At 66.0% G+C, this 20540-nt stretch carries 19 protein-coding genes and 1 tRNA gene; 6 read left to right on the top strand and 14 right to left on the bottom strand.

The features are described 5' to 3' along the window. Nucleotide 1 precedes the first annotated feature (1 nt). Both ACYQ6T_RS04850 and ACYQ6T_RS04845 read right to left on the bottom strand, forming a co-directional pair. Complete coding sequence (locus tag ACYQ6T_RS04850; protein WP_459828448.1) at nt 2–631, bottom strand: UbiX family flavin prenyltransferase; 630 nt, start codon at nt 629–631, stop codon at nt 2–4. Beyond that, nucleotides 582–657 (bottom strand) — tRNA-Arg (locus ACYQ6T_RS04845). Before ACYQ6T_RS04845 ends, ACYQ6T_RS04850 begins: the two co-directional genes overlap by 50 nt. Nucleotides 658–752: 95 nt before the next feature. On the opposite strand from ACYQ6T_RS04845, the gene ACYQ6T_RS04840 reads away from it, so the two are divergent. After that, nucleotides 753–1175 (top strand): c-type cytochrome, encoded by a 423-nt coding sequence (locus ACYQ6T_RS04840; protein WP_459828379.1) that lies wholly within the window; start codon nt 753–755, stop codon nt 1173–1175. A gap of 84 nt (nt 1176–1259) precedes the next feature. Here the strand turns inward: ACYQ6T_RS04840 and ACYQ6T_RS04835 are convergent, their stop codons facing one another. From ACYQ6T_RS04835 to ACYQ6T_RS04790, 10 genes are read right to left on the bottom strand one after another with little or no spacing between them, the layout of a single operon-like run. Further along, the gene (locus ACYQ6T_RS04835; protein WP_459828377.1) at nt 1260–3260 is read right to left on the bottom strand and encodes a UvrD-helicase domain-containing protein; all 2001 of its coding nucleotides are present in this window, start codon (nt 3258–3260) and stop codon (nt 1260–1262) included. After that, nucleotides 3257–4231, bottom strand: coding sequence for a lipoyl synthase (gene lipA, locus ACYQ6T_RS04830; RefSeq protein WP_459828375.1), 975 nt, complete (start codon nt 4229–4231; stop codon nt 3257–3259). Before lipA ends, ACYQ6T_RS04835 begins: the two co-directional genes overlap by 4 nt. A 32-nt stretch (nt 4232–4263) precedes the next feature. Further along, a complete protein-coding gene (gene lipB, locus ACYQ6T_RS04825) occupies nt 4264–4950 on the bottom strand; it encodes a lipoyl(octanoyl) transferase LipB (RefSeq protein ID WP_459828373.1) in 687 nt (228 codons plus the stop codon). Nucleotides 4951–4963: 13 nt separating this feature from the next. Then, nucleotides 4964–6106 (bottom strand): D-alanyl-D-alanine carboxypeptidase family protein, encoded by a 1143-nt coding sequence (locus ACYQ6T_RS04820; RefSeq protein ID WP_459828371.1) that lies wholly within the window; start codon nt 6104–6106, stop codon nt 4964–4966. Between the two features lie 59 nt (nt 6107–6165). Next, a complete protein-coding gene (locus ACYQ6T_RS04815) occupies nt 6166–7125 on the bottom strand; it encodes a septal ring lytic transglycosylase RlpA family protein (RefSeq protein WP_459828369.1) in 960 nt (319 codons plus the stop codon). Beyond that, nucleotides 7122–8252, bottom strand: a complete 1131-nt coding sequence (gene rodA, locus ACYQ6T_RS04810; RefSeq protein ID WP_459828367.1) for a rod shape-determining protein RodA — start codon at nt 8250–8252, stop codon at nt 7122–7124. The genes ACYQ6T_RS04815 and rodA overlap by 4 nt, the downstream gene beginning before the upstream one ends. Continuing rightward, the gene (mrdA, locus tag ACYQ6T_RS04805) at nt 8249–10117 is read right to left on the bottom strand and encodes a penicillin-binding protein 2 (RefSeq protein WP_459828365.1); all 1869 of its coding nucleotides are present in this window, start codon (nt 10115–10117) and stop codon (nt 8249–8251) included. Before mrdA ends, rodA begins: the two co-directional genes overlap by 4 nt. 7 nt (nt 10118–10124) lie before the next feature. After that, nucleotides 10125–10637, bottom strand: coding sequence for a rod shape-determining protein MreD (gene mreD, locus ACYQ6T_RS04800; RefSeq protein ID WP_459828363.1), 513 nt, complete (start codon nt 10635–10637; stop codon nt 10125–10127). Nucleotides 10638–10643: 6 nt separating this feature from the next. Continuing rightward, the gene (gene mreC, locus ACYQ6T_RS04795; RefSeq protein WP_459828362.1) at nt 10644–11486 is read right to left on the bottom strand and encodes a rod shape-determining protein MreC; all 843 of its coding nucleotides are present in this window, start codon (nt 11484–11486) and stop codon (nt 10644–10646) included. A 2-nt stretch (nt 11487–11488) separates the two neighbouring features. Continuing rightward, entirely contained in the window at nt 11489–12529 is a 1041-nt protein-coding gene (locus ACYQ6T_RS04790) for a rod shape-determining protein (RefSeq protein WP_459828360.1), read from the bottom strand. 97 nt (nt 12530–12626) lie between these two features. On the opposite strand from ACYQ6T_RS04790, the gene gatC reads away from it, so the two are divergent. From gatC to ACYQ6T_RS04765, 5 genes are all read left to right on the top strand, one after another. Further along, nucleotides 12627–12914 (top strand): Asp-tRNA(Asn)/Glu-tRNA(Gln) amidotransferase subunit GatC, encoded by a 288-nt coding sequence (gene gatC, locus ACYQ6T_RS04785; RefSeq protein WP_459828358.1) that lies wholly within the window; start codon nt 12627–12629, stop codon nt 12912–12914. Further along, a complete protein-coding gene (gene gatA, locus ACYQ6T_RS04780; protein WP_459828356.1) occupies nt 12911–14395 on the top strand; it encodes an Asp-tRNA(Asn)/Glu-tRNA(Gln) amidotransferase subunit GatA in 1485 nt (494 codons plus the stop codon). The genes gatC and gatA overlap by 4 nt, the downstream gene beginning before the upstream one ends. Nucleotides 14396–14407: 12 nt before the next feature. After that, nucleotides 14408–15868, top strand: a complete 1461-nt coding sequence (gatB, locus tag ACYQ6T_RS04775; RefSeq protein ID WP_459828354.1) for an Asp-tRNA(Asn)/Glu-tRNA(Gln) amidotransferase subunit GatB — start codon at nt 14408–14410, stop codon at nt 15866–15868. A 70-nt stretch (nt 15869–15938) separates the two neighbouring features. Further along, entirely contained in the window at nt 15939–16994 is a 1056-nt protein-coding gene (locus ACYQ6T_RS04770) for a YeeE/YedE family protein (protein ID WP_459828352.1), read from the top strand. Continuing rightward, a complete protein-coding gene (locus ACYQ6T_RS04765; RefSeq protein ID WP_459828351.1) occupies nt 16964–18538 on the top strand; it encodes a hypothetical protein in 1575 nt (524 codons plus the stop codon). The genes ACYQ6T_RS04770 and ACYQ6T_RS04765 overlap by 31 nt, the downstream gene beginning before the upstream one ends. Here ACYQ6T_RS04765 and ACYQ6T_RS04760 read toward each other — a convergent pair. Both ACYQ6T_RS04760 and ACYQ6T_RS04755 read right to left on the bottom strand, forming a co-directional pair. Further along, complete coding sequence (locus ACYQ6T_RS04760) at nt 18508–19770, bottom strand: ATP-binding protein (RefSeq protein ID WP_459828349.1); 1263 nt, start codon at nt 19768–19770, stop codon at nt 18508–18510. The two genes, ACYQ6T_RS04765 and ACYQ6T_RS04760, sit on opposite strands and share 31 nt — an antisense overlap. A 15-nt stretch (nt 19771–19785) precedes the next feature. Next, nucleotides 19786–20493, bottom strand: coding sequence for a response regulator (locus ACYQ6T_RS04755; RefSeq protein WP_459828347.1), 708 nt, complete (start codon nt 20491–20493; stop codon nt 19786–19788). Nucleotides 20494–20540 lie beyond the last annotated feature (47 nt).

Here is a 20540-nt window from a genome sequence, read left to right as displayed (position 1 = left end):
GCTACCCCTCGCTGGGCCTTTCGTTGGGCCCCGACCAGCGCACCGCCTGCGGGTGGTCCCAGCCGAAGAGGGCGAGGATGCGGTACGCGAACTGGTCAGCCGCCTCCGCGATCGTCGTCACCCCAGCGTAAAAGGCCGGAACCGGCGGCATCACCACCGCCCCCGCTTCGGTCACTTGCGTCATGTTGCGCAGATGCACGAGCGAAAGCGGCGTTTCGCGCACCGCGAGCACCAACCGCCGGCGCTCCTTGAGGGTCACCTCGGCGGCGCGGGTGATGAGGTTGTCGGAAAAGCCGTGCGCGACCGCCGCGAGCGTCTTCATGCTGCACGGGACAATCACCATCCCGAGCGCCGGAAACGAGCCGCTTGCGGGCGCTGCGGCGAGGTCATCAAAGCGGTAGCACCGGTCGGCAAGTGCCGCCCACTCCCTTTTTTTCTTGCCGAGTTCGAGCTGGGCGGTCAGCAGCGCCGCGGGAGAGAGAATCAAGTGGAGCTCAACGGCGGCGATTTCGCGGGCGCGCAGGAGAAAGCGTTCGGCGAGGATCGCGCCCGATGCCCCGGTGACGGCGACGATCAGACGATGGCGCGCCTGGCAGGAATCGAACCTGCGACCTTTGGCTTCGGAGGCCAACGCTCTATCCACTGAGCTACAGGCGCCTGAGGGTTGAAGCGCGCATGATAGCACGAATTCATTCAAGTGCGTAGCCCCTTGCGTTATAATCGTTGCCAAACCATCGCGTCAGGAGCCCATGATGAACACCTCGCTTCGCCTGCTGCTTACCTTGGGGGCAGTCACCGTAATCGCCGGCTGTTCGCAGGAACAGAAAGGGGATGAGAACGCCACCCTCGCAGCGATTTTGCCGGTTGCGCAACTCAACCTCAAATTCCAGACGGTCGAACCCGGGAAACGGACCGGTGAGCAGATCTACCAGGCGGTGTGCAAAAGTTGCCACGAAAGTGGCGCATTGGGGAGTCCCAAAACCGGCGACACGGCGGCGTGGGGCCCGCGCATCGCAAAAGGGTTTGACGCCCTCGTCCAAAGCGCGACGAACGGCATCGGCCAGATGCCGCCGAAAGGGGGCGCGGCCGACCTCACCGACGTTGAGATCAAACGGGCGGTCGCCTATCTCGCGAACCAGGCAGGCGCAGGCTTTACCGAGCCACCGGTGGAATAACGCTCTCTCGGTAGCATAACCGCCGCGCCCTCTCCTCCTTCGCCCCAATGCCGGTTCTCAGGGGGGCGGCTCATGGGCGCATGCCTAGGGGGTCGCCCCTTCGGGCGCGCGGTTCAAGAGCGCGCGCAGCTGCGCTAAGCGCGCTTGTGCCTCGGCTTTGGGAAGCGGCGCGTCGCGCCCCTTGACTTCTACCCCTTCTTCCCCCATTTCGCGCAAAAAACGCGAGGGTTCGCACGAACGCCACTCTTTCCCCTCCCGCCGCTTTTCGCAGTAGGTGATGGTGAGCGTCCGCTGCGCCCGCGTGATCCCGACATACATCAAGCGGCGCTCCTCGTCGACGCTCCCGGCGTCGATGCTCGACTGGTGGGGCAACACCCCCTCTTCCACCCCGACGAGAAAGACGTGGGGGAATTCAAGCCCTTTGGCCGCGTGAAGCGTCGCGAGCTGCACCGCGTCGGGCGTCTCGTCGTCGCGCTCAAGCCGCGCGATCAGCGCGATCGTCTGCACCACCTCCAAAAGGGTGACCCCATCGGCCTCCCCTTTGCGCTCGATCCACGCGAGGAAATCGTCGAGCGACTCGGTGCGCTGCTTCGCGTCGCGAGGATCGAGCGTCGCAAGATAATGGTCCGCGAGCGCCACCGCGGCGAAGAGTTCGCGCGCAACGCGCCCTGCGGGCTCCCGCTCGGCGCGGTAGCGAAAGCGGTTGATGAAGGTGGCAAATTCGCGCATCGCGGCAAGAGGCGCCGCGGGAACGTGCGCTTCTGCCCCCGTCTCGAAGAGCGCGGCGAAGAGGCTCAGGTGGCGCGTCCCAGCGTAGCGGGAGAGCGCCTCGAGGCTCGATGCGCCGACTCCGCGCCGCGGCGTGGTGATCGCACGGACAAAGGCTGGATCGTCGTCCTCATTCAAGAGGAGCCGCAGGTAGCTCATCGCGTCGCGAATCTCGGTGCGATCGAAAAAGGAGCCGCCGCCGGAGATCACGTAGGGGATGCGGTGGGCGCGCAGCGCCTGCTCAAAGAGGCGCGCCTGGTGGTTGCCGCGGTAGAGGATCGCAAAGTCGCGCCACCGCCCCTGCAATTCAAAGCGCTTGGCGTCGATCTGGGCGACGACCCACTCCGCTTCCGCTTCCGGGTCGCGACACAGCCGCACGACGATCGGTTGCCCCTGCCCGTGGTGCGACCAGAGCCGCTTGGTGAAGAGTTTGTCGTTGTGGGCGATCAGGCGGTTGGCGGCGTTCAGAATCGTGCGGGTACTGCGGTAGTTCTGCTCGAGCTTGATCACCCGCAACTGCGGGTAGTCCTGCTGCAGGAGGCGCAGATTCTCGACGTCGGCGCCGCGCCAGGCGTAGATCGCTTGATCGTCGTCCCCCACCGCGGTAAACGCCCCGCGCACCCCCGCCAAAGCCTTGAGCAGCCGATACTGGGTGCGGTTGGTATCCTGATATTCGTCAATGAGCAGATAGCGGAGCCGCCGCTGCCACACCTCCCGCGCTTCCCGATCGCGCTCGAAGAGCAGGAGGGGTTTCAAGATCAGATCGTCGAAGTCGACCGCATGGTACGCGGCCAGCGCCCGCTCGTAGTCGCGATAGACCTTGGCGGCCTGAAGGGCGAGGTCGTCTTGGGCGAGCTGTTCGGCCTCGTCCGGCACCACCCCCTGGTTTTTCCACTGGGAGATCTGCCCCTGCACCGCTTTGAGCCAGCCGCGGTCGGCCTCCTTGAGGAGTTCCCCAAGCACCGTCAGCGCGTCGGTCGGGTCGAGGATCGAAAAGCGCGGTTTCAAACCGAGCCGCGCGCTCTCCTCGCGGAGGATCCGCACCCCGAGCGCGTGAAAGGTACACACGGTGAGTCCCGGTGCAGAACGGCCGCCCATGAGCGCCGCAACCCGTTCGGCCATCTCACGCGCCGCCTTGTTGGTGAAGGTGATCGCCGCAATGTGGCGCGGGGAAAGTCCCGCCTCTGCGATCAGATAGGCGATCTTGTGGGTGATCACCCGCGTCTTGCCGCTCCCCGCACCGGCAAGCACGAGGCAAGGGCCGTCGAGCGCCCGCACCGCCTCCTGCTGTGTGGGGTTGAGCGTATCGAGCCTCACGCGGCTCCTCCGGCGACGCTCTTCACCACCCCCGCCTCTGCCGCCTGGCGATCGGCCCAGTAGGAGGAACGGACCATCGGACCGCACGCCGCATGGAGAAACCCCATCGCCAACGCCGCACGCTCCCAGGCGGCAAAGGTCTCGGGAGAGACGAACCGCTCCACCGGGAGATGGCCCGGGGAGGGCTGGAGGTATTGACCGATCGTCACCATCTCACACTGGTGGTCGCGAAGATCTTGGAGCACCGCAAGGATCTCGTCGTCGCGCTCGCCCAACCCCACCATCAACCCCGACTTGGTCACCACCTCGGGGTAGCGCGCCTTGAATTCGGCAAGGAGCCGCAGCGAGTGGGCGTAGTCGGCCCCCGGCCGCGCGGCACGGTAGAGGCGCGGCACCGTCTCGAGGTTGTGGTTGAGGACGTCGGGAAGCGCCGCGGCAAAACGGTCGAGCGCCCGCTCCAGGCGGCCGCGAAAGTCGGGGACGAGCACTTCGATCCGGGTAGCGGGCGACAGAGCGCGAATCGCCGCGATCGTCTGAACGAACTGCTCCGCCCCACCGTCGGGAAGGTCGTCGCGATCGACGCTGGTGATCACCACGTAGCGGAGGTTGAGCGCCGCGACGGTCGTCGCGACCCGCTTCGGCTCGTCGGGGTCAGGGGGGAGCGGACGGCCGTGGGCGACGTCGCAAAAAGGGCAGCGCCGGGTGCAGATGTCGCCCAAAATCATGAAGGTCGCGGTCCCTTTGCCGAAACATTCGTGGATGTTGGGACAGCTCGCCTCTTCGCACACGGTATGGAGCCCTTGCGCGCGCAGAATCTCTTTGACGCGGTGAAACTGCTCGAGCGCCCCTCCCGCCGGCAGCCGGGTACGGATCCACTCCGGTTTCGCCAGTTTGGTTTTCGGAACAATTTTGACCGGAATGCGCGCGGTCTTCGCGCCACTACGCAACTTCACCCCTGGTTCAAGCGCCATCTTCTATCCCTTTTGCCATTCTCTTCCCGCCGTCACGCGACCGCGGGGGGCTGCTGCCACTGCCATCGCCCGGGAAGATCGTTCGCCAACTCGCGCGCCGCGGCTTCCAAGGTCGGCGCCCACCCCCAGTCGGCGGTGCGGGTCACCGGTAGCCCCGGGTAACCGCACGGGTCGATCGCGCGAAACGGGGCGAGGTCGTTGGTGATGTTGAGGCTCACCCCGTGATAGGCGCAACCGCGCCGGACCTTGAGGCCGAGCGACGCGATCTTCGCCCCGGCAACATAGACCCCCGGCGCGCCGCTCTTCCGTTCGCCAGTAATCCCATGGCGGGCAAGGAGCGCAATCACCGCCTCCTCGAGGAGCGCCACCATCCCCCGAACCGAGAGGTTGCGCCGCCGTAGGTCCCACAGGGTATAGACCACCAACTGCCCCGGACCGTGCCACGTCACCTGCCCCCCGCGGTCGCAGCGCACCACGGGGGCATAGTCGCGAGCCGCCGGCGTGAGATGGCTTTCGCGCCCGGCAAGCCCGAGTGTGTAGACCGGATCGTGCTCGACGCACCACAACCAGTCGCACGAAGTGTCGCTCCGCTCTTCTGTGTAGCGCTGCATCCTCGCCCAGATCGCTGCGTAGGGGACGCGCCCCCACCAGGTCGCGGCGCAGAGCTCCTCCCACCCGTTGGGAAGCGGATCGGCGAAAGGAAGCCCTTGGTCACTCAAACCCACACACCCTTCACTTCGCCGGGAAAAGCCGCCGCCACCAGAGTTGGAACGCGTCGACGGTCCGCCCCCACCACCCCGCCTGTTCGACCGCCTCGAGCGCGACCACCGGGAGCGAGCGCCGCACTTCGCCATCGACGACGATCTCGATCCGCCCCACCTGCTGGCCCGCCGCAACCGGGGCGATCAGCGGCTCCTGCCCGACAAACTGGACGCGCGCTTTACTCACCTCTTCGCGCGGCAGCGTCACCACCAACGCCTTTTCTGATCCCACCGCCACCTCAGAGCGCACTCCCTGCCACACCCGGAGCGTCGCGACCGGTTTTTTCGCCTCGGCAACGGGAAAATGGGCGAAGTTGGCAAAGCCGTAGTTGAGAAGCTTCAACGACGCCTCGGCCCGCTGCGCGTCGGAATCACTCCCCAGGGTCACCGCGATCAACCGCCTGCCGTCGCGCTCCGCTGAAGCGAGCAGGCAGTACCCGGCGCTAGCGGTATGACCGGTTTTGATCCCATCGACAGTCGGGTCGAGCCACAGCAGCCGGTTGCGGTTCGGCTGGCGGATGCCGTTGTAGACGAACTCCTTCTCTTTGAAGAGCGCATACTCTTTGGGAAAGTCGCGAATGAGCGCTTGGGCGAGGATCGCGAGATCGCGTGCCGTCGTCTTGTGGTCGGGGTGGGGCCAGCCGGAGGCGTCGGTGAAATGGGTACGGGTCATCCCCAATCGCGCAGCGGTGGCGTTCATCTTCGCGACGAACGCCTCCTCAGTGCCGGCAACCGCCTCGGCGAGCGCCACCGTCGCATCGTTACCGGAGGCGATGATCATGCCCCGCAGCAGCTCGGCAACGGTCGGCTGATTGCGCGGCTCGATGAACATCCGCGACCCCCCCATCTTCCACGCCTTTTGCGACACCGGTACGCGCTGCTCCCATTGCAGCCGCCCATCGGCGAGCGCCTCGAAGACGAGGTAAGCGGTCATCACCTTGGTAATCGACGCCGGCTCCGCCGCTTCATCGGCCCCCTGCTCGGCAAGCACCTCGCCGGTGGCAAAATCGAGCAGCAGCCACTCTTTCGCAGGCAACGAAACGGTCGGCGTCTGCGCCCACACTGACGCCGCGAAAAAGAGGCTGACGAGCCACCCACCCCACCGTCTGTTCACGCTCTCTCGCTCCTGTGCCAAACGACAAACGCGAAGTGTACCCGCTTTTCTTCCCGTTGTCAGGGCATGAGCCCCAAACGACTCCCCGAAACCACGAGCGGCATCCGGCCAAATTGGGCATTGAGCTGCTCTGCCGCAAGTTGTGCCACCGTTGCATCGCGGTAAGGCCCGGCGACGACGCGGGCCAGCGCCCCCTGGACGTGGATGCGCAACGGCATCTCCGGAAATTGCGATCGCAGATGGGCGACGAAGCTCTCCGCGTTGTCGGGTTGGGCAAACGCCCCGAGCTGCAGGTAAAAAGCACTGCGGGGAAGCGGCGAAGGGGCGTTGGCCGCAAGCGGCGACGGAGGCTCCGCCACAGCGGGCGCCAAGCGCTCGCTCTGCTGCGCGCTCGCGAGCGAAGCCACCATCGGTTCGCCACCCTGCACCGAACCGAGGCGCTCGGCGTCGGATAGCGCGCTTGGCGCCGCTTGCGCGACGAGCGACCGCCGCTCCCGCTCGGCGGCGCGGATCTCCTCGGGGAGGATCAGCTCCACCCGCACCGGCGTCGTCCCCTGGTTGGCAAAACCGAGCTCCTGCGCTGCAGCAAACGAGAGGTCGATCAACCGCCCGTCGACAAACGGCCCGCGGTCGTTGACCCGCACCACCACCTGACGGCCGTTCGCCAGATTGGTGACTCGGGCGTAACTGGGGATCGGCAACGTCTTGTGCGCCGCAGTCATCGCGAACATGTTGTAGGACTCGCCGCTTGCCGTGGGCTTACCGTGGAAATCCCGACCGTACCACGACGCCACCCCCTCTTCCCAGTAGGGGGCAAAATCGGACATCGGAAAATAGGTGCGCCCCAGCACCGTATAGGGGCGGGCGTTCGCCGGCCGCAGCGGCTCCACCCGCGGCTCAACCCCTCGGCTAGCGCTGGGTTGAGGTTCACGTGTCTCACTCTTGACGCGAGGCGACCCGCACGCCGCAAGAACGCCTGAAGCGACCACCAGACTCAGAACCGCTCGCCAGCGTCTCATCGTCGTCCCCCAGACAACGGCCGCTCTGCCGCAGCACTCGCAACCACCCCGACCATCAAACAGAGGCTCATGAGCGCCGTCCCACCATAGCTCACAAACGGCAACGGCACCCCCACGACGGGGGCAATGCCCATCACCATCGCGGCGTTGACCCAAGTATAGATGAAGATCGCCGCAACCGCAGCGCCGCCAAAGAGCTGCCCAGCCCACAACCCCGACCGGAGCGCGAGCGCCAAAAGACGCAACAACAGGAGAAAATAACCCGCAAAGAGCCCGCTCACCCCGACAAATCCCAGCTCTTCGGCGATCACCGCAAGGATGAAATCGGTGTGCCGTTCCGGGATGAACGCCAGTTGCGCCTGCGTTCCCTGGCCAAGGCCCTTCCCCCAAAAACCGCCCGAGCCGATCGCGATCGCTGCCTGGATCGTGTGAAACCCCTTTCCCAACGGATCGCGCTCGGGGTCGAGCAGCGTGCAGATTCGCCCTTTCTGATAGTCGTGCAATCCAGGCCATTGGACCTCGGGCGCGCACCACGCCGCACCGTAATGGATGAAGGCGGCAATGGCGACCGCGGCAACCGCAGAGAGCGGCAGGATCACCCGCCAGCTCAGCCCAGCGAAGAAGAGGACGCACCCGCCGATCACCCCCACCATGATCGCAGTCCCGAGATCGGGCTGCTTCAGAATGAGCAGCGTCGGCATCACCACCCAGAGGAGCGCCACCAGATGGTCCCACCAGCGCAATACCCCCTGCCGCCAATGGAAATAGGCGGCAACGAAAAGCGGTACCGCCAGCTTCATCAACTCCGAAGGCTGCACCCGCGCCACCCCCAAATCGAGCCAGCGCGTCGCCCCTTTCGCCGTCACCCCCACCATCAGGACCAACACCAGCGCAAGCAGGCCGCCCAAATAGAGGAGAGGCGAAAGCGCAAGCCACCAGCGAAACGGGATCAGCGCCGCAACGAGCAGCGCCGCAAGCGCCAACCCCTGATGGAGGAGCTGGTCGTCGAGCCGTTCTGGCGAGGCGCTCGTCATCACCCAATGGGAAAAGGTGAAGATTCCCACAAGGATCAGCAGCAGCAGCGGATCCCAGCGCACCAGAAGCGTCTGCCATCCCCCCCACCTCATTGCGCCGTCTCCCACGTCGGTTTCGGCGCCACCCCGAAAAAGCGGTCGAAAATCACCCGCATCAAGGGCGCCGCGACCGCCCCGCCAAAGCCGCCATTTTCGACGATCAGCGCTGCGACGATCCGCGGATCCTCCACCGGCGCAAAGGCAAGGAACCACGCGTGGTCGCGATCGTCGGCGTCATCCGGATCGTGGCGCCGCGCCCGCTGCGTCGACACCACCTGCGCCGTTCCGGTCTTCCCGCCGGCGCGGTACGGCGCACCGGCAAAAGCCTTCGCCGCAGTACCCACCCGCACCGCCTCCCGCATCCCCGTCAATACCGCCTCGACGTGGGCGGGGGAGAGCGGCACGAAGCGGGCGGGCGGGCGGGTCACCGGAACGATCTCACCCCGCGTGCGATCGCGAAAATGGTCGACGACGTGCGGGATCGGGCCCAATCCGCCATTCACCAGAATCATCAAAGCGTTCGCCATCTGGAGCGGCGTGTAGCTGCTGTACCCCTGGCCGATCGCCACCGAGACTGTCTCGCCGGTGAACCACTGCTGATCACGCTGCCGCTTGAAGTGGCCGCGCTTCCACGCGCGCGACGGTAGGACCCCTGCCGCCTCCTGCGGGAGATCGATGCCGGTCGGCTGGCCAAAACCGAAACGGGTCATGAAGGAGCTGATCGCGTCGATCCCGAGATCGACCCCCAATTGGTAGAAATAGACATTGCACGAGTAGGTCAGCGCGCGAATGAGGTCGACCCCGCTTTGACAGCTCGCTTTGCGGTCGTAGAGCTCCTGCGCGCCAATTTGGAACGCCCCCTGATGGTTGAACCGTTGCGCCACCGTGCGCGCCTTGCTCTCGAGCCCCAGAAGCGCCATAAAGGGCTTGAAGGTCGACCCGGGCGGGTAGGTCCCGCGCAGCGGCCGGTTGAGGAGCGGCCGCGCCGGATCTTTCATGAGCGCCCCCCACTCCTCGGCCGAGAGCCCCGCGACGAAGAGATTCGGATCGAACGACGGGGTACTCACCAGCGCCAACACGCTCCCATCGCGGGGGTCGAGCGCGACGAACGCCGCCCGTTTGTCGCGCAACAGCTCATAGACGAACGCCTGAAAATCGACGTCGATCGTCAGCACCGCGTCCAACCCGGGGCGCGGTGGGTTTGATGCCAAGCGGCGCACCGCACGACCTGCGGCATTGACCTCGAGCTGCTCCCACCCCGGCCAGCCGACGAGCTCCCCCTCGTGGCTCGCCTCGACCCCCTCTTTCCCGATCACCTCGAGGCCCCGGTACCGCCCCAACTCATCGCGCGCATCGATCTCTTGCAGATCCCGTTCGCTGATCCGCCCGAGGTAACCGACGACGTGCGCCATCACCTCGGCGTAAGGGTAGTGGCGCATCGACCGGACCGCCACCTGCACCCCCGGCAACGCAAAAGCGTGGGCCGCAACACGCGCCGCCTCCTCGTCGGAGAGCCGCCACTTGAGCGGCACGCTCCCCAGTCCCCGCTGCTCCCGCACCCGGCGGCGAAACGACCGCAACTCGTTGGGCTCGATCGCCACCAGCGTCTGCAGCCGCGCCAGCGTCCCTTCGAGATCGGGGGTGAACGCGGGCGTGACCTCCAACACATAGACCCCTTCGTTGCGCGCGAGCGGCTTGCCGTTGCGGTCGAAGATCTCTCCCCGTTGCGGCGGGATCGCAACAAGCGCCAAGCGGTTCGACTCCGCCAACACCGCAAACCGTTCATGCTGCACGATCTGCAGGTGGTGCAGCCGCCACAACAAGACGGCAAAACCGGCCACCATCACCACGACCCAGATGAGCGCCCGCCAGCGCGTCCGGCGCACCAGCTGATCGAGCGTGAGTATCGCGAAGGCCATCGCCGCCTTAACTCTTCGCCACATGCCGCCGCTGCGGCCAAAGGAGGAGCTGGTACCAGAGGGGCCAAAGGAGCGCCATCCACACCGGCGCCAAAAGGTAGCCTGTAACCGGTTCACCCTCTCCGACCACAATCCAGCGCACCGCCATCTGGGCGAGCAGCACTGCAGCCCAGAGCCAGATGAGGTGGGCCGCCTGCCCCACCGGGCCGAACCAGAGGAGGCGGTTGCGCCACCGCTGTGCCCCCCAAACCACCCAGATCGCCGCGAGCGCCGTCTGCCCCAGCACCGCCCCGCGCCCAACGTCGATCGCCACCCCCGCCGCGAGCGCCAGACCGATTCCCGCCCACATCGGCGTACGCAGCGCCCAGAAGGTGAGGGTGAGCAGCGTCACCTCCGGCCCCCATCCCGGCCCGAAGCGCGGAACCAGGTCGAGCGCGATCGACGCAAGCAGCGTCACCCCCAGCCAGGTGCGGCTGGGCGGCGCGAGGAGTTCCCGCGACCGGTGGGTCGGCTGTTCCATCCGCTTTTACCTCCCCTCGGCGTCGATGCGCTCGACAACCAGGAGCGCCCGCCACTGCTCGCCGGCGTCGAACGGCGCGACAAAGACGAGCGGCGTCGCCTCGCCCCGCTCGATCCGGGAGACACGCCCCACCGGTAAGCCACTCGGCAAAAGCCCGTCCAGGCCAGAGGTCACCACCTCATCCCCTTCCGCCACCGCCCATTCGCCGAGGACATCACGCAACTGCAGCTCGGCGTCGTTTCTCCCCCACAGGATGCCCCGCATCCCGGTCCGTGTTACGACCGCGGGAATCCTGATCCGCTCATGGGTGATCAGCGTCACTTCGCTCACGAGCGGCTGCACGCGGGTCACCTGCCCCACCAACCCTTTGGCGGCGACAACGGCCAAACCGGGGCGAATCCCGTGGTTGCTCCCCCGATCGATCACGATCCGGCGCGAATAGGGGTCGGGAGAGTCGTAGAGCACCTGGACGGGGAACACCCGCGTCGCTGGCAGCGGCGGAAAAGAGAGGAGCGCGCGCAGACGGTCGTTCTCCCGCCGCGCCTCTGCCCCCTGCCACAGCTCGACCGAGAGGATCTGGAGCTGGCGCTTGAGCTCGCTATTCTCCTTTTGGAGCGCAACGACGTCGAGGGTCGCGCGCTCAAAGCGCTCCCACAACGCCACCGGCCACTGGCCAACGGCGACGAAGGGGCGAACCAGGACGGAGACGCCGTCACGCAACGACGTGAGCCAACCGAAACGAGCGTCGGCCACCATCAGAAGGAGGGCCAAAAGCGTTCCCAACCACGCCCGGGTGGTCAGCGACAGCGAACGGCGAAAGCTCAGATGCGGCGCAGCCGAATCAGCCACAGTCACTCATGGGTGAAGATCGTATCGACGAGGTCGACCTTCTCCAGCGCGGCGCCGCACCCCCGCGCCACACAGGTGAGTGGGTCGTCGGCGACGAAGACCGGTAGCCCCGTCTCCTCCTGGATCAGGCGGTCGATGTCTTTCAACAGCGCTCCCCCACCAGTCAGCACAATGCCGCGCTCGGCGATATCGGCACCCAGCTCAGGCGGCGTCTGCTCGAGCGCGATCTTCACCGCCGAGACGATCTGATTGAGCGGCTCCTGGAGCGCCTCGCGCACCTCGTTCGACGAAACGGTAAAGGCGCGCGGGATCCCTTCGGCAAGGTTGCGCCCCTTCACCTCGATCTCGAGCACCTCCGCCGAAGGGAAAGCCGTGCCGATCTCTTTCTTGATCGTCTCGGCGGTCGCCTCACCGATCAACATCCCGTAATTGCGGCGAATGTAATTGACGATCGCGTCGTCGAATTTGTCCCCGCCGACCCGAATCGAACCGGAATAGACCATCCCACCGAGCGCGATCACCCCGACTTCGGTCGTCCCCCCGCCGATATCGACCACCATCGACCCCGTTGCTTCGGCAACGGGCAACCCCGCGCCGATCGCCGCGGCCATCGGCTCTTCGATGAGGTAGACTTTGCTCGCGCCGGCCGCGAGCGCGGCGTCGCGAATCGCCCGCCGCTCCACCTGGGTCGAACCGCACGGCACACAGATGATGATCCGCGGCGACGGGGCGATCAGCTTCGACGAGTGGACCTTCTTGATGAACTGCTTGATCATCTGCTCGGTGACGACAAAGTCGGCGATCACCCCATCCTTCATCGGGCGAATCGCCTGGAGATTCCCTGGGGTCTTGCCGAGCATCTCTTTCGCCGTCTTCCCCACCGCCTGAATCGTCTTCTTTCCCGTCGTGGGGTCGATGCGGATCGCCACCACCGACGGCTCGTCGAGTACGATGCCGCGGCCGCGCATGTAGATCAATGTGTTGGCCGTCCCGAGGTCGATCGCGAGATCATTCGAGAACCAAGAGCGTAAGAAGCCGAACATGGGTGTTCCTTGAGCAAAGAGGCGCGGAGCGCTGCGCAAAAACCAATGCGCTATGATAACCTATCCGGTTTCCGAATGGGATAGGATCGAGCAGACTATGTCCTTCACCCCTGAAGCGATGAAGCGTTTGGCAACGCTTGCGCGCATCGCGCTCACCGACGCAGAAGCGGCGCAGATGGCGCACGAACTCGATGGTGTCTTTGCGCTGATTGACCGCCTGCAACAGGCGCCGACCGAAGGGGTCGAGCCGCTCGCCCATCCGCTTGAACTCACCCAGCGGCTGCGCGACGATGTCGTCACCGAACCCGACTGCCGGGAGGCGTTGATGGCGATTGCGCCGCTTGCTGAAAACGGTCTCTACCTCGTTCCCAAGGTCATCGAATGATGCGTCCCTCACACCCGATGACGGTCGCGGCGCTCGCCCGCGCCTTTGCCGACGGCACGACTACCCCCGAAAAGGCGGCCCTGGCCGCGCGTGAAGCGGCAGAAGCGCTGCAACCGCAATTGAACGCCTTCATCACCCTGGCTGAGCCTGCGCGCGTTGCCGCCCGCAGCGCCGAGGTCGCGGCGCGCGTTGCCGACAGCGCGTCGCCCCTGGCTGGAATCCCCATCGCCCACAAGGATCTCTTCTGCACCGTCGACCTCCCCACCACCGCGGCCTCAAGGATGCTCGCCGCCTACCGCTCGCCTTTTGACGCAACGGTCGTCGAGCGACTCAACGGTGCGGGGGTGATCGCGATCGGCAAAACCAACCTCGACGAATTCGCGATGGGGTCAGCGAACAGCCACAGCGCCTTCGGCCCCTGCCGCAACCCGTGGGATCCTGAGCGGATCCCCGGCGGCTCCTCGGGCGGCTCAGCCGCAGCGGTCGCTGCGGGGATCGCGCCGGCGGCAACCGGCACCGACACCGGCGGAAGTGTCCGACAGCCCGCCGCCCACTGCGGCGTCACCGGCCTCAAACCGACCTACGGGTTGGTGAGCCGCTGGGGGATGATTGCCTACGCCTCCTCCTTTGACCAAGCGGGTCTTTTTGCCCGTACCGCCGAAGATTGTGCGCTGCTGCTAGCCGCAATCGCCGGGTTCGACCCCCGCGACTCCACATCTGTCGACGTCCCGATCCCCGACTACCCGGCACAACTCGCGGCGCTCCCCAAGAGCCGGCCGCTCGCCGGTTGGCGCATCGGCCTCCCGCAGGAGTTCTTTACCGCCGCGGGGCTCCAGCCAGCAGTGCGCGACGCAGTGCTCGCCGCCGCCCGCACCTATGAGTCGCTCGGCGCGACCCTGGTGGACGTGGCGCTCCCCCGCGCTGAGCTTGCGATCCCTGCCTACTACGTCCTCGCCCCAGCAGAGGCGTCGAGCAATCTCGCCCGGTACGACGGCGTGCGCTATGGTTACCGCGCTCAAAGCGACGACCTCTTGGAGATGTACGCCCGCACCCGCGCCGAAGGGTTCGGCTGGGAGGTCAAACGACGGATCCTCATGGGGACCTACGTCCTCTCCCACGGCTACTACGACGCTTACTACCGCAAAGCGCAACAGGTGCGTCGGCTCATTGCCGACGACTACCGCGCCGCTTTTGCCACCTGCGACCTCCTCCTCACCCCCGTCACCCCCACCACCGCGTGGCGGCTCGGGGAGCGCAGCGACCCGGTCGAAGAGTACCTTGCCGACATCTATACGATCGGCGTGAACCTCGCGGGACTCCCCGCGATCGCCCATCCGTGTGGTTTTGACGGTCAAGGACTGCCGATCGGCGCGCAGCTCATCGCCCCCCACTTTGGCGAGCAGAAGCTCCTGGCGGCGACGCACGCCTACCAGAGCGTTACCGAATGGCACTGGGCCCTTCCCCCGATCGCAGCGCGGTAAAGGAGAGAGCCGATGAACACGAGTCGCTATGAGGCGGTGATTGGGCTCGAGATCCACACCCAGCTCATCACCCAAAGCAAGATCTTCTCGGGGGCTGCAACCCGCTTTGGTGCTGAACCGAACCGGCAGGTGAGTTGGGTCGATGCGGCGCTTCCCGGGACGCTGCCGGTGCTCAACCGCGAAGCGGTCGCCTGTGCGATCCGCTTTGGCCTCGCTGTCGGGGGCACGATTGCGCCCGTGAGCCTTTTTGCCCGCAAGAACTACTTCTACCCCGACCTCCCCAAGGGGTACCAGATCAGTCAGTACGAACAGCCGGTCGTTGCCGGCGGGGCGATCACCTTCCGCGTCGGCGAAGGGGCACACGCCACCCGCAAAACGGTTCGTCTCACCCGCGCCCACCTCGAAGAGGATGCCGGCAAGAGCCTCCACGAGAGCTTTCACGGGATGAGCGGCATCGACCTCAACCGCGCCGGGACCCCGCTGCTGGAGATCGTCTCCGAACCCGAGATGAGTAGCGCCGCGGAAGCGGTCGCCTACGCCAAAGCGCTCCACGCGCTCGTTCGCTGGATCGGCATCTGCGACGGCAACATGCAGGAGGGGTCGTTTCGCGTCGACGCCAACGTCTCGGTCCGGCCGCGCGGCGCCACAGCACTCGGCACCCGGCGCGAAATCAAGAACCTCAACTCGTTTCGCTTCCTCCAGCAGGCGATCGAATACGAGATCGCCTGGCAGATCGACGAGCTCGAAGCGGGGCGCGCAATCGAACAGGCGACCGTCCTTTTTGACCCGGCGAAAGGGGAGACGCGGGTGATGCGCACCAAAGAGGAGGCGCACGACTACCGCTACTTCCCCGACCCCGACCTCTTGCCGCTCGTGATCCCAGCCGAATGGATCGCCCGCGAACGGGAGGCGCTCCCGGAGCTCCCGGATGCTCTTGCCGAGCGGTTCGTCGCTACTTATGGTCTCTCGGAGAGCGACGCGGCGCTCCTCGTGAGCGATCGGGCGTTGGCCGACTTCTTCACCGCCGCGGTGGCTGCCGCCGGGGCAGCGCTTGCTAAACCGTGCGCCAACTGGCTTTTGGTGGAAGTGATCGGCCGGCTCAACAAAGAGGAGCGGCCGTTTGCCGCCTGCCCGATCACCCCCGAACAGCTCGCAGTTCTGGTGCAACGGGTTGCCGACAGCACCCTCTCCTCCACCGGCGGCAAGCGGCTGCTCGCCGCCTGGTGGGACGGGGATCGCCGCTCCGCCGACGAATTGATCACGGCGCTCGAGTTGCGCCAGGAGAGTGACAGCGGGCTCCTTGAGCAGCTCGTGCGTGACGCGATCGCCGCCAACCCCAAGTCGGTCGCTGAATTCCGCGCCGGCAAAGAGAAGGCGTTGAACGCGATCGTCGGCGCGGTGATGAAAGCTTCGAAAGGGAAAGCCAACCCGCAACAGGTGAGCGAGCTCGTTCGGCGCGCATTATCTTCTTAGTATTTTCCTCTATCCTGACTCGCCGTCTTTCTGTGCGATAATGGCGACACCATCCTTGGGGGGTGTCGCCATGATCTCTTGGCTTGTCGACCACTTCGAAACCCCTTACATTCTGGCTTTTTTGGGGGCACTTATTGGCCTCGGGTTCGGCTATGCCGGCCAGCGCTCGCGCTTTTGCCTGCGCGCAGCCACTATCGAATTTGCCGAACGTCAATGGGGGCAGCGGACCACAGTCTGGTTGATCACCTTCTCGGTCGCCGTCATGGGTACCCAGCTCATGATCGCCCTGGGATGGTTCGACACCGCCAACGTTCGGCAACTCGCGAGCGTCGGCAGTCTCTCGGGGGCCATCCTCGGCGGTCTGATGTTCGGCTGCGGCATGATCCTCACCCGGGGCTGCGCGTCGCGCATGTTGATCCTCGCCGGAACTGGCAACCTGCGCTCGCTCCTTTCTGGTCTCCTCTTTGCAGTGACCGCCCAGGCGGCATCGGGCGGAATCTTGGCGCCGCTCCGTGAATGGCTCAACGGCCTATGGACGATCCCCGGCGGCACCGCCCGCGACCTCCTCGCGCTCCTCGGCTGGGGACGGCCCTTCGCGATCGCCTTTGCCGCGCTCTGGCTCGCTGCCGCGATCGTCTGGGCAGTTCGCTCGCGCCTCCCCCGTGCGCAAATCGCCCATGCAATCGCCGCTGGGCTGATCATCGTCGTCGCTTGGGTGGCCACCTACCAACTCTCGCTCGTCTCCTTCGAACCGGTAGCTGTCCGCAGCCTCACCTTCACCACGCCGTCGGCAAACGTCTTGATGACTGTACTCGCCACCCCCACAGTGCCGCTCGACTTTGACTTCTTCTTTATCCCCGCGGTGCTTCTGGGTTCTTTTCTCGCCGCATGGCACAATCGCGAACTGGAATTGCAAGGATTCCAAGGCGGACACGCGATGAAGCGCTATCTTGCCGGTGCTGTGCTGATGGGATTTGGCGGCATCCTCGCGGGCGGTTGTGCGGTGGGCGCAGGGGTGACCGGCGCCTCCCTCTTCTCCCTCACCTCGTGGGTGACGCTGCTCGCGATGTGGGTGGGTGGCATTCTGACCCACCAATGGGTCGACGGCAGCAAACGGGCGCAGTGACGATGTGGGACGCGGACCGTTGGCGCGAAACGCTCCACACCGAATTGAGCGCGGTCCGCTCGGCGCAGCAAGCGGGGAATCTCTTGATCGAGCGGGCCAAAGCGCTCGAAAAGACCCTGCGCACCCCTCCTGGCACTTCTCTTTCCGGCAGCGCCTCACCCACTGACCCTGGTTCATTCCTAGCTGCCATCGACACGCTCCGCCACCACGCGGTGACCCTCACCGCGAACCACCCCGAATGGTGGTGGCCCCTCTGGCCCACCCAGATCGCCCTCTACGAAGCGGTCGCAGAGCAGCTCGCGAACCACTCCCGCTCACGCCACCACCTCGCCGTCGCGTTCGAGCGGATTGCGTGGGGGTTCCACCAGACCTTTCTCTGGTTTTGGCAACACGCAATTGCGATCCCCGAAGCGCTCTGGAACGCCCTCTACCGCCTCTTTACGGTCGCCCATGAGCGGCGGGTCCTCTGGAAGCGGGTCGACGAGCCGTTGAGTCGTGACGGCAAAGCCTCCGCCCACGAGTGGATCGCCGGGGTGGTCGCCCTCTTCGTCGTCGACCCGACGCGCCATCCTGAAGCGAAGTGGCGGTCGCTTGCGGACCTGATCGGCGCGTGCGCCCCCTTTTTGCAGATCGTCCCGCAAAGCTGGCTTGTTACCCCCCCCGAGGAGTCCCGCTACGGCTTCTCGCCCCAGAGCTGGTCGCCGCCCCGACTGCGCGACCCCTCGCGCGAGTCAGAAACGTGGTTTCTCGATAGCGAGGCGTGCTTGACGCGCCTGAGCGCTTTGCTCACGCGGGAGAGCGCTGAGGGAGACGTTCCCGCTACCCCCCCCGAAGCGGTGCAAACGCTCCTGCAACTGCTGCGCGACAAACCGAAAGAGCGGCGCCAGCCGCGCGAAACGGGGTATCTCGAACCGATTGCGGTCGTCGGCAGCTGGGGGCGTATCTACGCCCTCCTTGCCGGCCGCTCGTTCGGTTTTGCTGCTGTAACTGAATCTTCGCACCTGCGGTCGCAGCGCATCTCCCTCTTTGGCTCCAACCTTGAGGAGGGGAGTCACTCGCGTTGGCAGACCCAGGAGCTCTGGCGCCTGTGGGACCGAAGCGCAAACGGCTGGCAGGTGGTGCACCCCCACGAGGATGAAGAGCAGCTCCCACTGACCCCGCAGCAGCTGGTGGTGGTCGTTCCCAACCAGGACGAAGCGAACGTGCAGAACCGTGCGGTGCTCGCGCGGGTGCGGTGGCGTCTACGCTTCGATCGCACGGTGCGGGTCGGTATCGAGCGCTTTCCCTACGACCGCCTGCAACCGATCGCCGCTCGGCCGTGGAGTCCCATCGGCAAAGAGCCTCACCCGTGGTCGCCCGCCTTTCTCCTCCTCCGCAACCGCGGCGATCTCGACCCCCTCGCGACGCTGGTCGTTCCCCTCGTCGCGGATGAGCTGCCGCTCCATTGGGAGATCCGAGAGGGCAACGCGCTTCGCTCGCTCCTCCTCTCGGAGCAGTATGAGCGCGGTGCCGACTACCTCTGGTTCTCCTTTTCCGAGCTGTAGCCCTTCTGCGCGCGCCAACGGCCGCGGGGAAAGCGCAGCCGAAAAGTGCTCCCCTCGCCCACGCGGCTGGTGATCTCCAGCGTCGCCTCGTGGCGATCGGCCACCTGGCGCACGATCGCCAACCCCAGACCGGTGCCGCCGCTCGCCCGCGACCGCGCCCGATCGACGCGGTAGAAACGCTCCGTCAGGCGCGGGAGGTGCTCCTCCGGAATGCCGATCCCGGTATCAGCGACAAAGAGGTCAAGATGCCCCCCGTCGACCTTGGCGCCAAGCGTCACCGTGCCGGGGGGCGGGGTGTAGCGCACCGCGTTGGTCACGAGGTTCCTCAGCGCCATCGCGATCTCCGCGTCAATGCCGTAAATCTCGGTCGCGAGCTCCTCGGGAAGCTCCACCGCGATCGTCAACCCGGGGGGCGCTGCGTGGCGCGCAACTTCCGCCGCCTCGTCGAGCAACGCCACCACATCGAGCCACTCCGCGGCATGCGCCGCTCCCCCTTCGAGCTCGGCCAGACGCAGTAGGTCATCGACCAGCCGCAACATCCGGCGTGCTTCCCTTTCGCACTGCAGAAGCAGTTTGTCCCGCTCCTCCGCCGCGAGCGGCAGGTCACGCTCATTCACGGTCTCCAACCCCCCGAGCAGCACCGTGAGCGGCGTGCGCAGTTCGTGCGAGACGTTCGCCAGAAGCTCCTCGCGCATCTTCGCCGCTTGAACCTCGTCGCTGATGTCGGCGAGCCACAACAACCCCGAATCGGCCGCTTCTCCTTCAGGGAACCACCTGAGCTGCCAGACGCGTTCCCGACCGTGGCGGGAGACTCGGATCGTCGTGCTCCGCTCGGCGCTGGTCGTCACCGCGTGCCAGCAGTGGGGATCGGGCAAAAACCAGATGACCGGCTGACCCAGGTGGCGGGTCGGGTCGATCGCCAACCCTTGGCTGGCATTGCCGTTCACCCAATCAACCCGACCTTTGCGGACCCACAGCAGCCCTACTGGTACCCTTGAGAGGAGCGCAAGGAGCCTTGATGTATCCTCCTCTTTCGCTTCCCCCGTTTGCCCGACGCGCGCCTCCCGCTCGAGTTGCGCGAGCCGTTCGCTCTGAGCGCGCAAATGCCGCGCGGTTTGCCACCATCCGAACGCCGCCACTGCTGCCGCCACTACCAAAAGGCCGTCGACGTGCGCAACCGCCCACGCCGCAACGCCCCCGATCAGGGTGAGGGCGATCGCGAGCGGCGCCATTCCCTCCCGCATCGGTTACTGTGCAGCGTCGCGTTCGGTGGTGAGGCGGTAGCCGACGCCCCGCACCGTTTCGACCATCTCGTGCGCGTTGAGCGGCCGAAGCGCCAAGCGTAACCGGCGGACATGAACGTCGACGGTTCGCTCCTCGATCGCGGCGTCGTTTCCCCAAACGCGATCGAGCAGCGTCGCACGGTCCCACACCCGCTCGGGGTGGGTCGCGAGAAAGTAGAGGAGGCGGAATTCGGTCGGTCCCAATGTCTGGGATCGCCCGCCGACCTGCACCACCCGCCGGTCGGGAATCAGTTCGATTCGGCCGTACGACACCGGCCCCCCTTCGGGCTCGCTCTGCGCGCGGCGCAGAAGCGCCCGCACCCGCGCGAGGAGCTCGCGGGGCGAAAAGGGCTTGGTGACGTAGTCGTCCGCGCCCCCCTCGAGACCGCGGATCTTGTCCGCTTCGCCGGCGCGCGCGGTGAGCAGCACGATCGGGAGCAGCCGCGTCCGGTCGCTGTGGCGCAACCGTTCGACGAGCGTAATCCCGGCGACGTCGGGCAACATCCAATCGATCACCGCAACATCGGGAACGATCTGGTCGAGGATGCGCAACGCGCCGCGCACATCTTCCGCCTCGACCACGCGAAACCCTGCCCTTTGAAAGTGGAGGACAAGCAGCCCGCGGATCGCTGCGTCGTCTTCGACGAGGAGGAGAATCTTTTCTCGTTCCATGAAAATCATTGTAACCGCAGATTGTGACGGTTTTGTGACAGAGCATC

It is taken from the genome of Hydrogenophilus islandicus (assembly GCF_054657095.1).
The sequence above is the reverse complement of the archived record's forward strand: the minus strand, read 5'-3'. Positions and strand labels throughout refer to the sequence as shown.

Coding starts and splice junctions, on each gene's coding strand:
- ACYQ6T_RS04840 (WP_459828379.1), top strand. CDS start 753: ATGAACACCTCGCTTCGCCTGCTGCTTACCTTGGGGGCAGTCACCGTA.
- lipA (WP_459828375.1), bottom strand. CDS start 4,231: ATGGCGCTTGAACCAGGGGTGAAGTTGCGTAGTGGCGCGAAGACCGCG.
- ACYQ6T_RS04815 (WP_459828369.1), bottom strand. CDS start 7,125: ATGAGACGCTGGCGAGCGGTTCTGAGTCTGGTGGTCGCTTCAGGCGTT.
- rodA (WP_459828367.1), bottom strand. CDS start 8,252: ATGAGGTGGGGGGGATGGCAGACGCTTCTGGTGCGCTGGGATCCGCTG.
- mrdA (WP_459828365.1), bottom strand. CDS start 10,117: ATGGCCTTCGCGATACTCACGCTCGATCAGCTGGTGCGCCGGACGCGC.
- mreD (WP_459828363.1), bottom strand. CDS start 10,637: ATGGAACAGCCGACCCACCGGTCGCGGGAACTCCTCGCGCCGCCCAGC.
- ACYQ6T_RS04790 (WP_459828360.1), bottom strand. CDS start 12,529: ATGTTCGGCTTCTTACGCTCTTGGTTCTCGAATGATCTCGCGATCGAC.
- gatC (WP_459828358.1), top strand. CDS start 12,627: ATGTCCTTCACCCCTGAAGCGATGAAGCGTTTGGCAACGCTTGCGCGC.
- gatA (WP_459828356.1), top strand. CDS start 12,911: ATGATGCGTCCCTCACACCCGATGACGGTCGCGGCGCTCGCCCGCGCC.
- gatB (WP_459828354.1), top strand. CDS start 14,408: ATGAACACGAGTCGCTATGAGGCGGTGATTGGGCTCGAGATCCACACC.
- ACYQ6T_RS04770 (WP_459828352.1), top strand. CDS start 15,939: ATGATCTCTTGGCTTGTCGACCACTTCGAAACCCCTTACATTCTGGCT.
- ACYQ6T_RS04765 (WP_459828351.1), top strand. CDS start 16,964: ATGGGTCGACGGCAGCAAACGGGCGCAGTGACGATGTGGGACGCGGAC.
- ACYQ6T_RS04760 (WP_459828349.1), bottom strand. CDS start 19,770: ATGGCGCCGCTCGCGATCGCCCTCACCCTGATCGGGGGCGTTGCGGCG.
- ACYQ6T_RS04755 (WP_459828347.1), bottom strand. CDS start 20,493: ATGGAACGAGAAAAGATTCTCCTCCTCGTCGAAGACGACGCAGCGATC.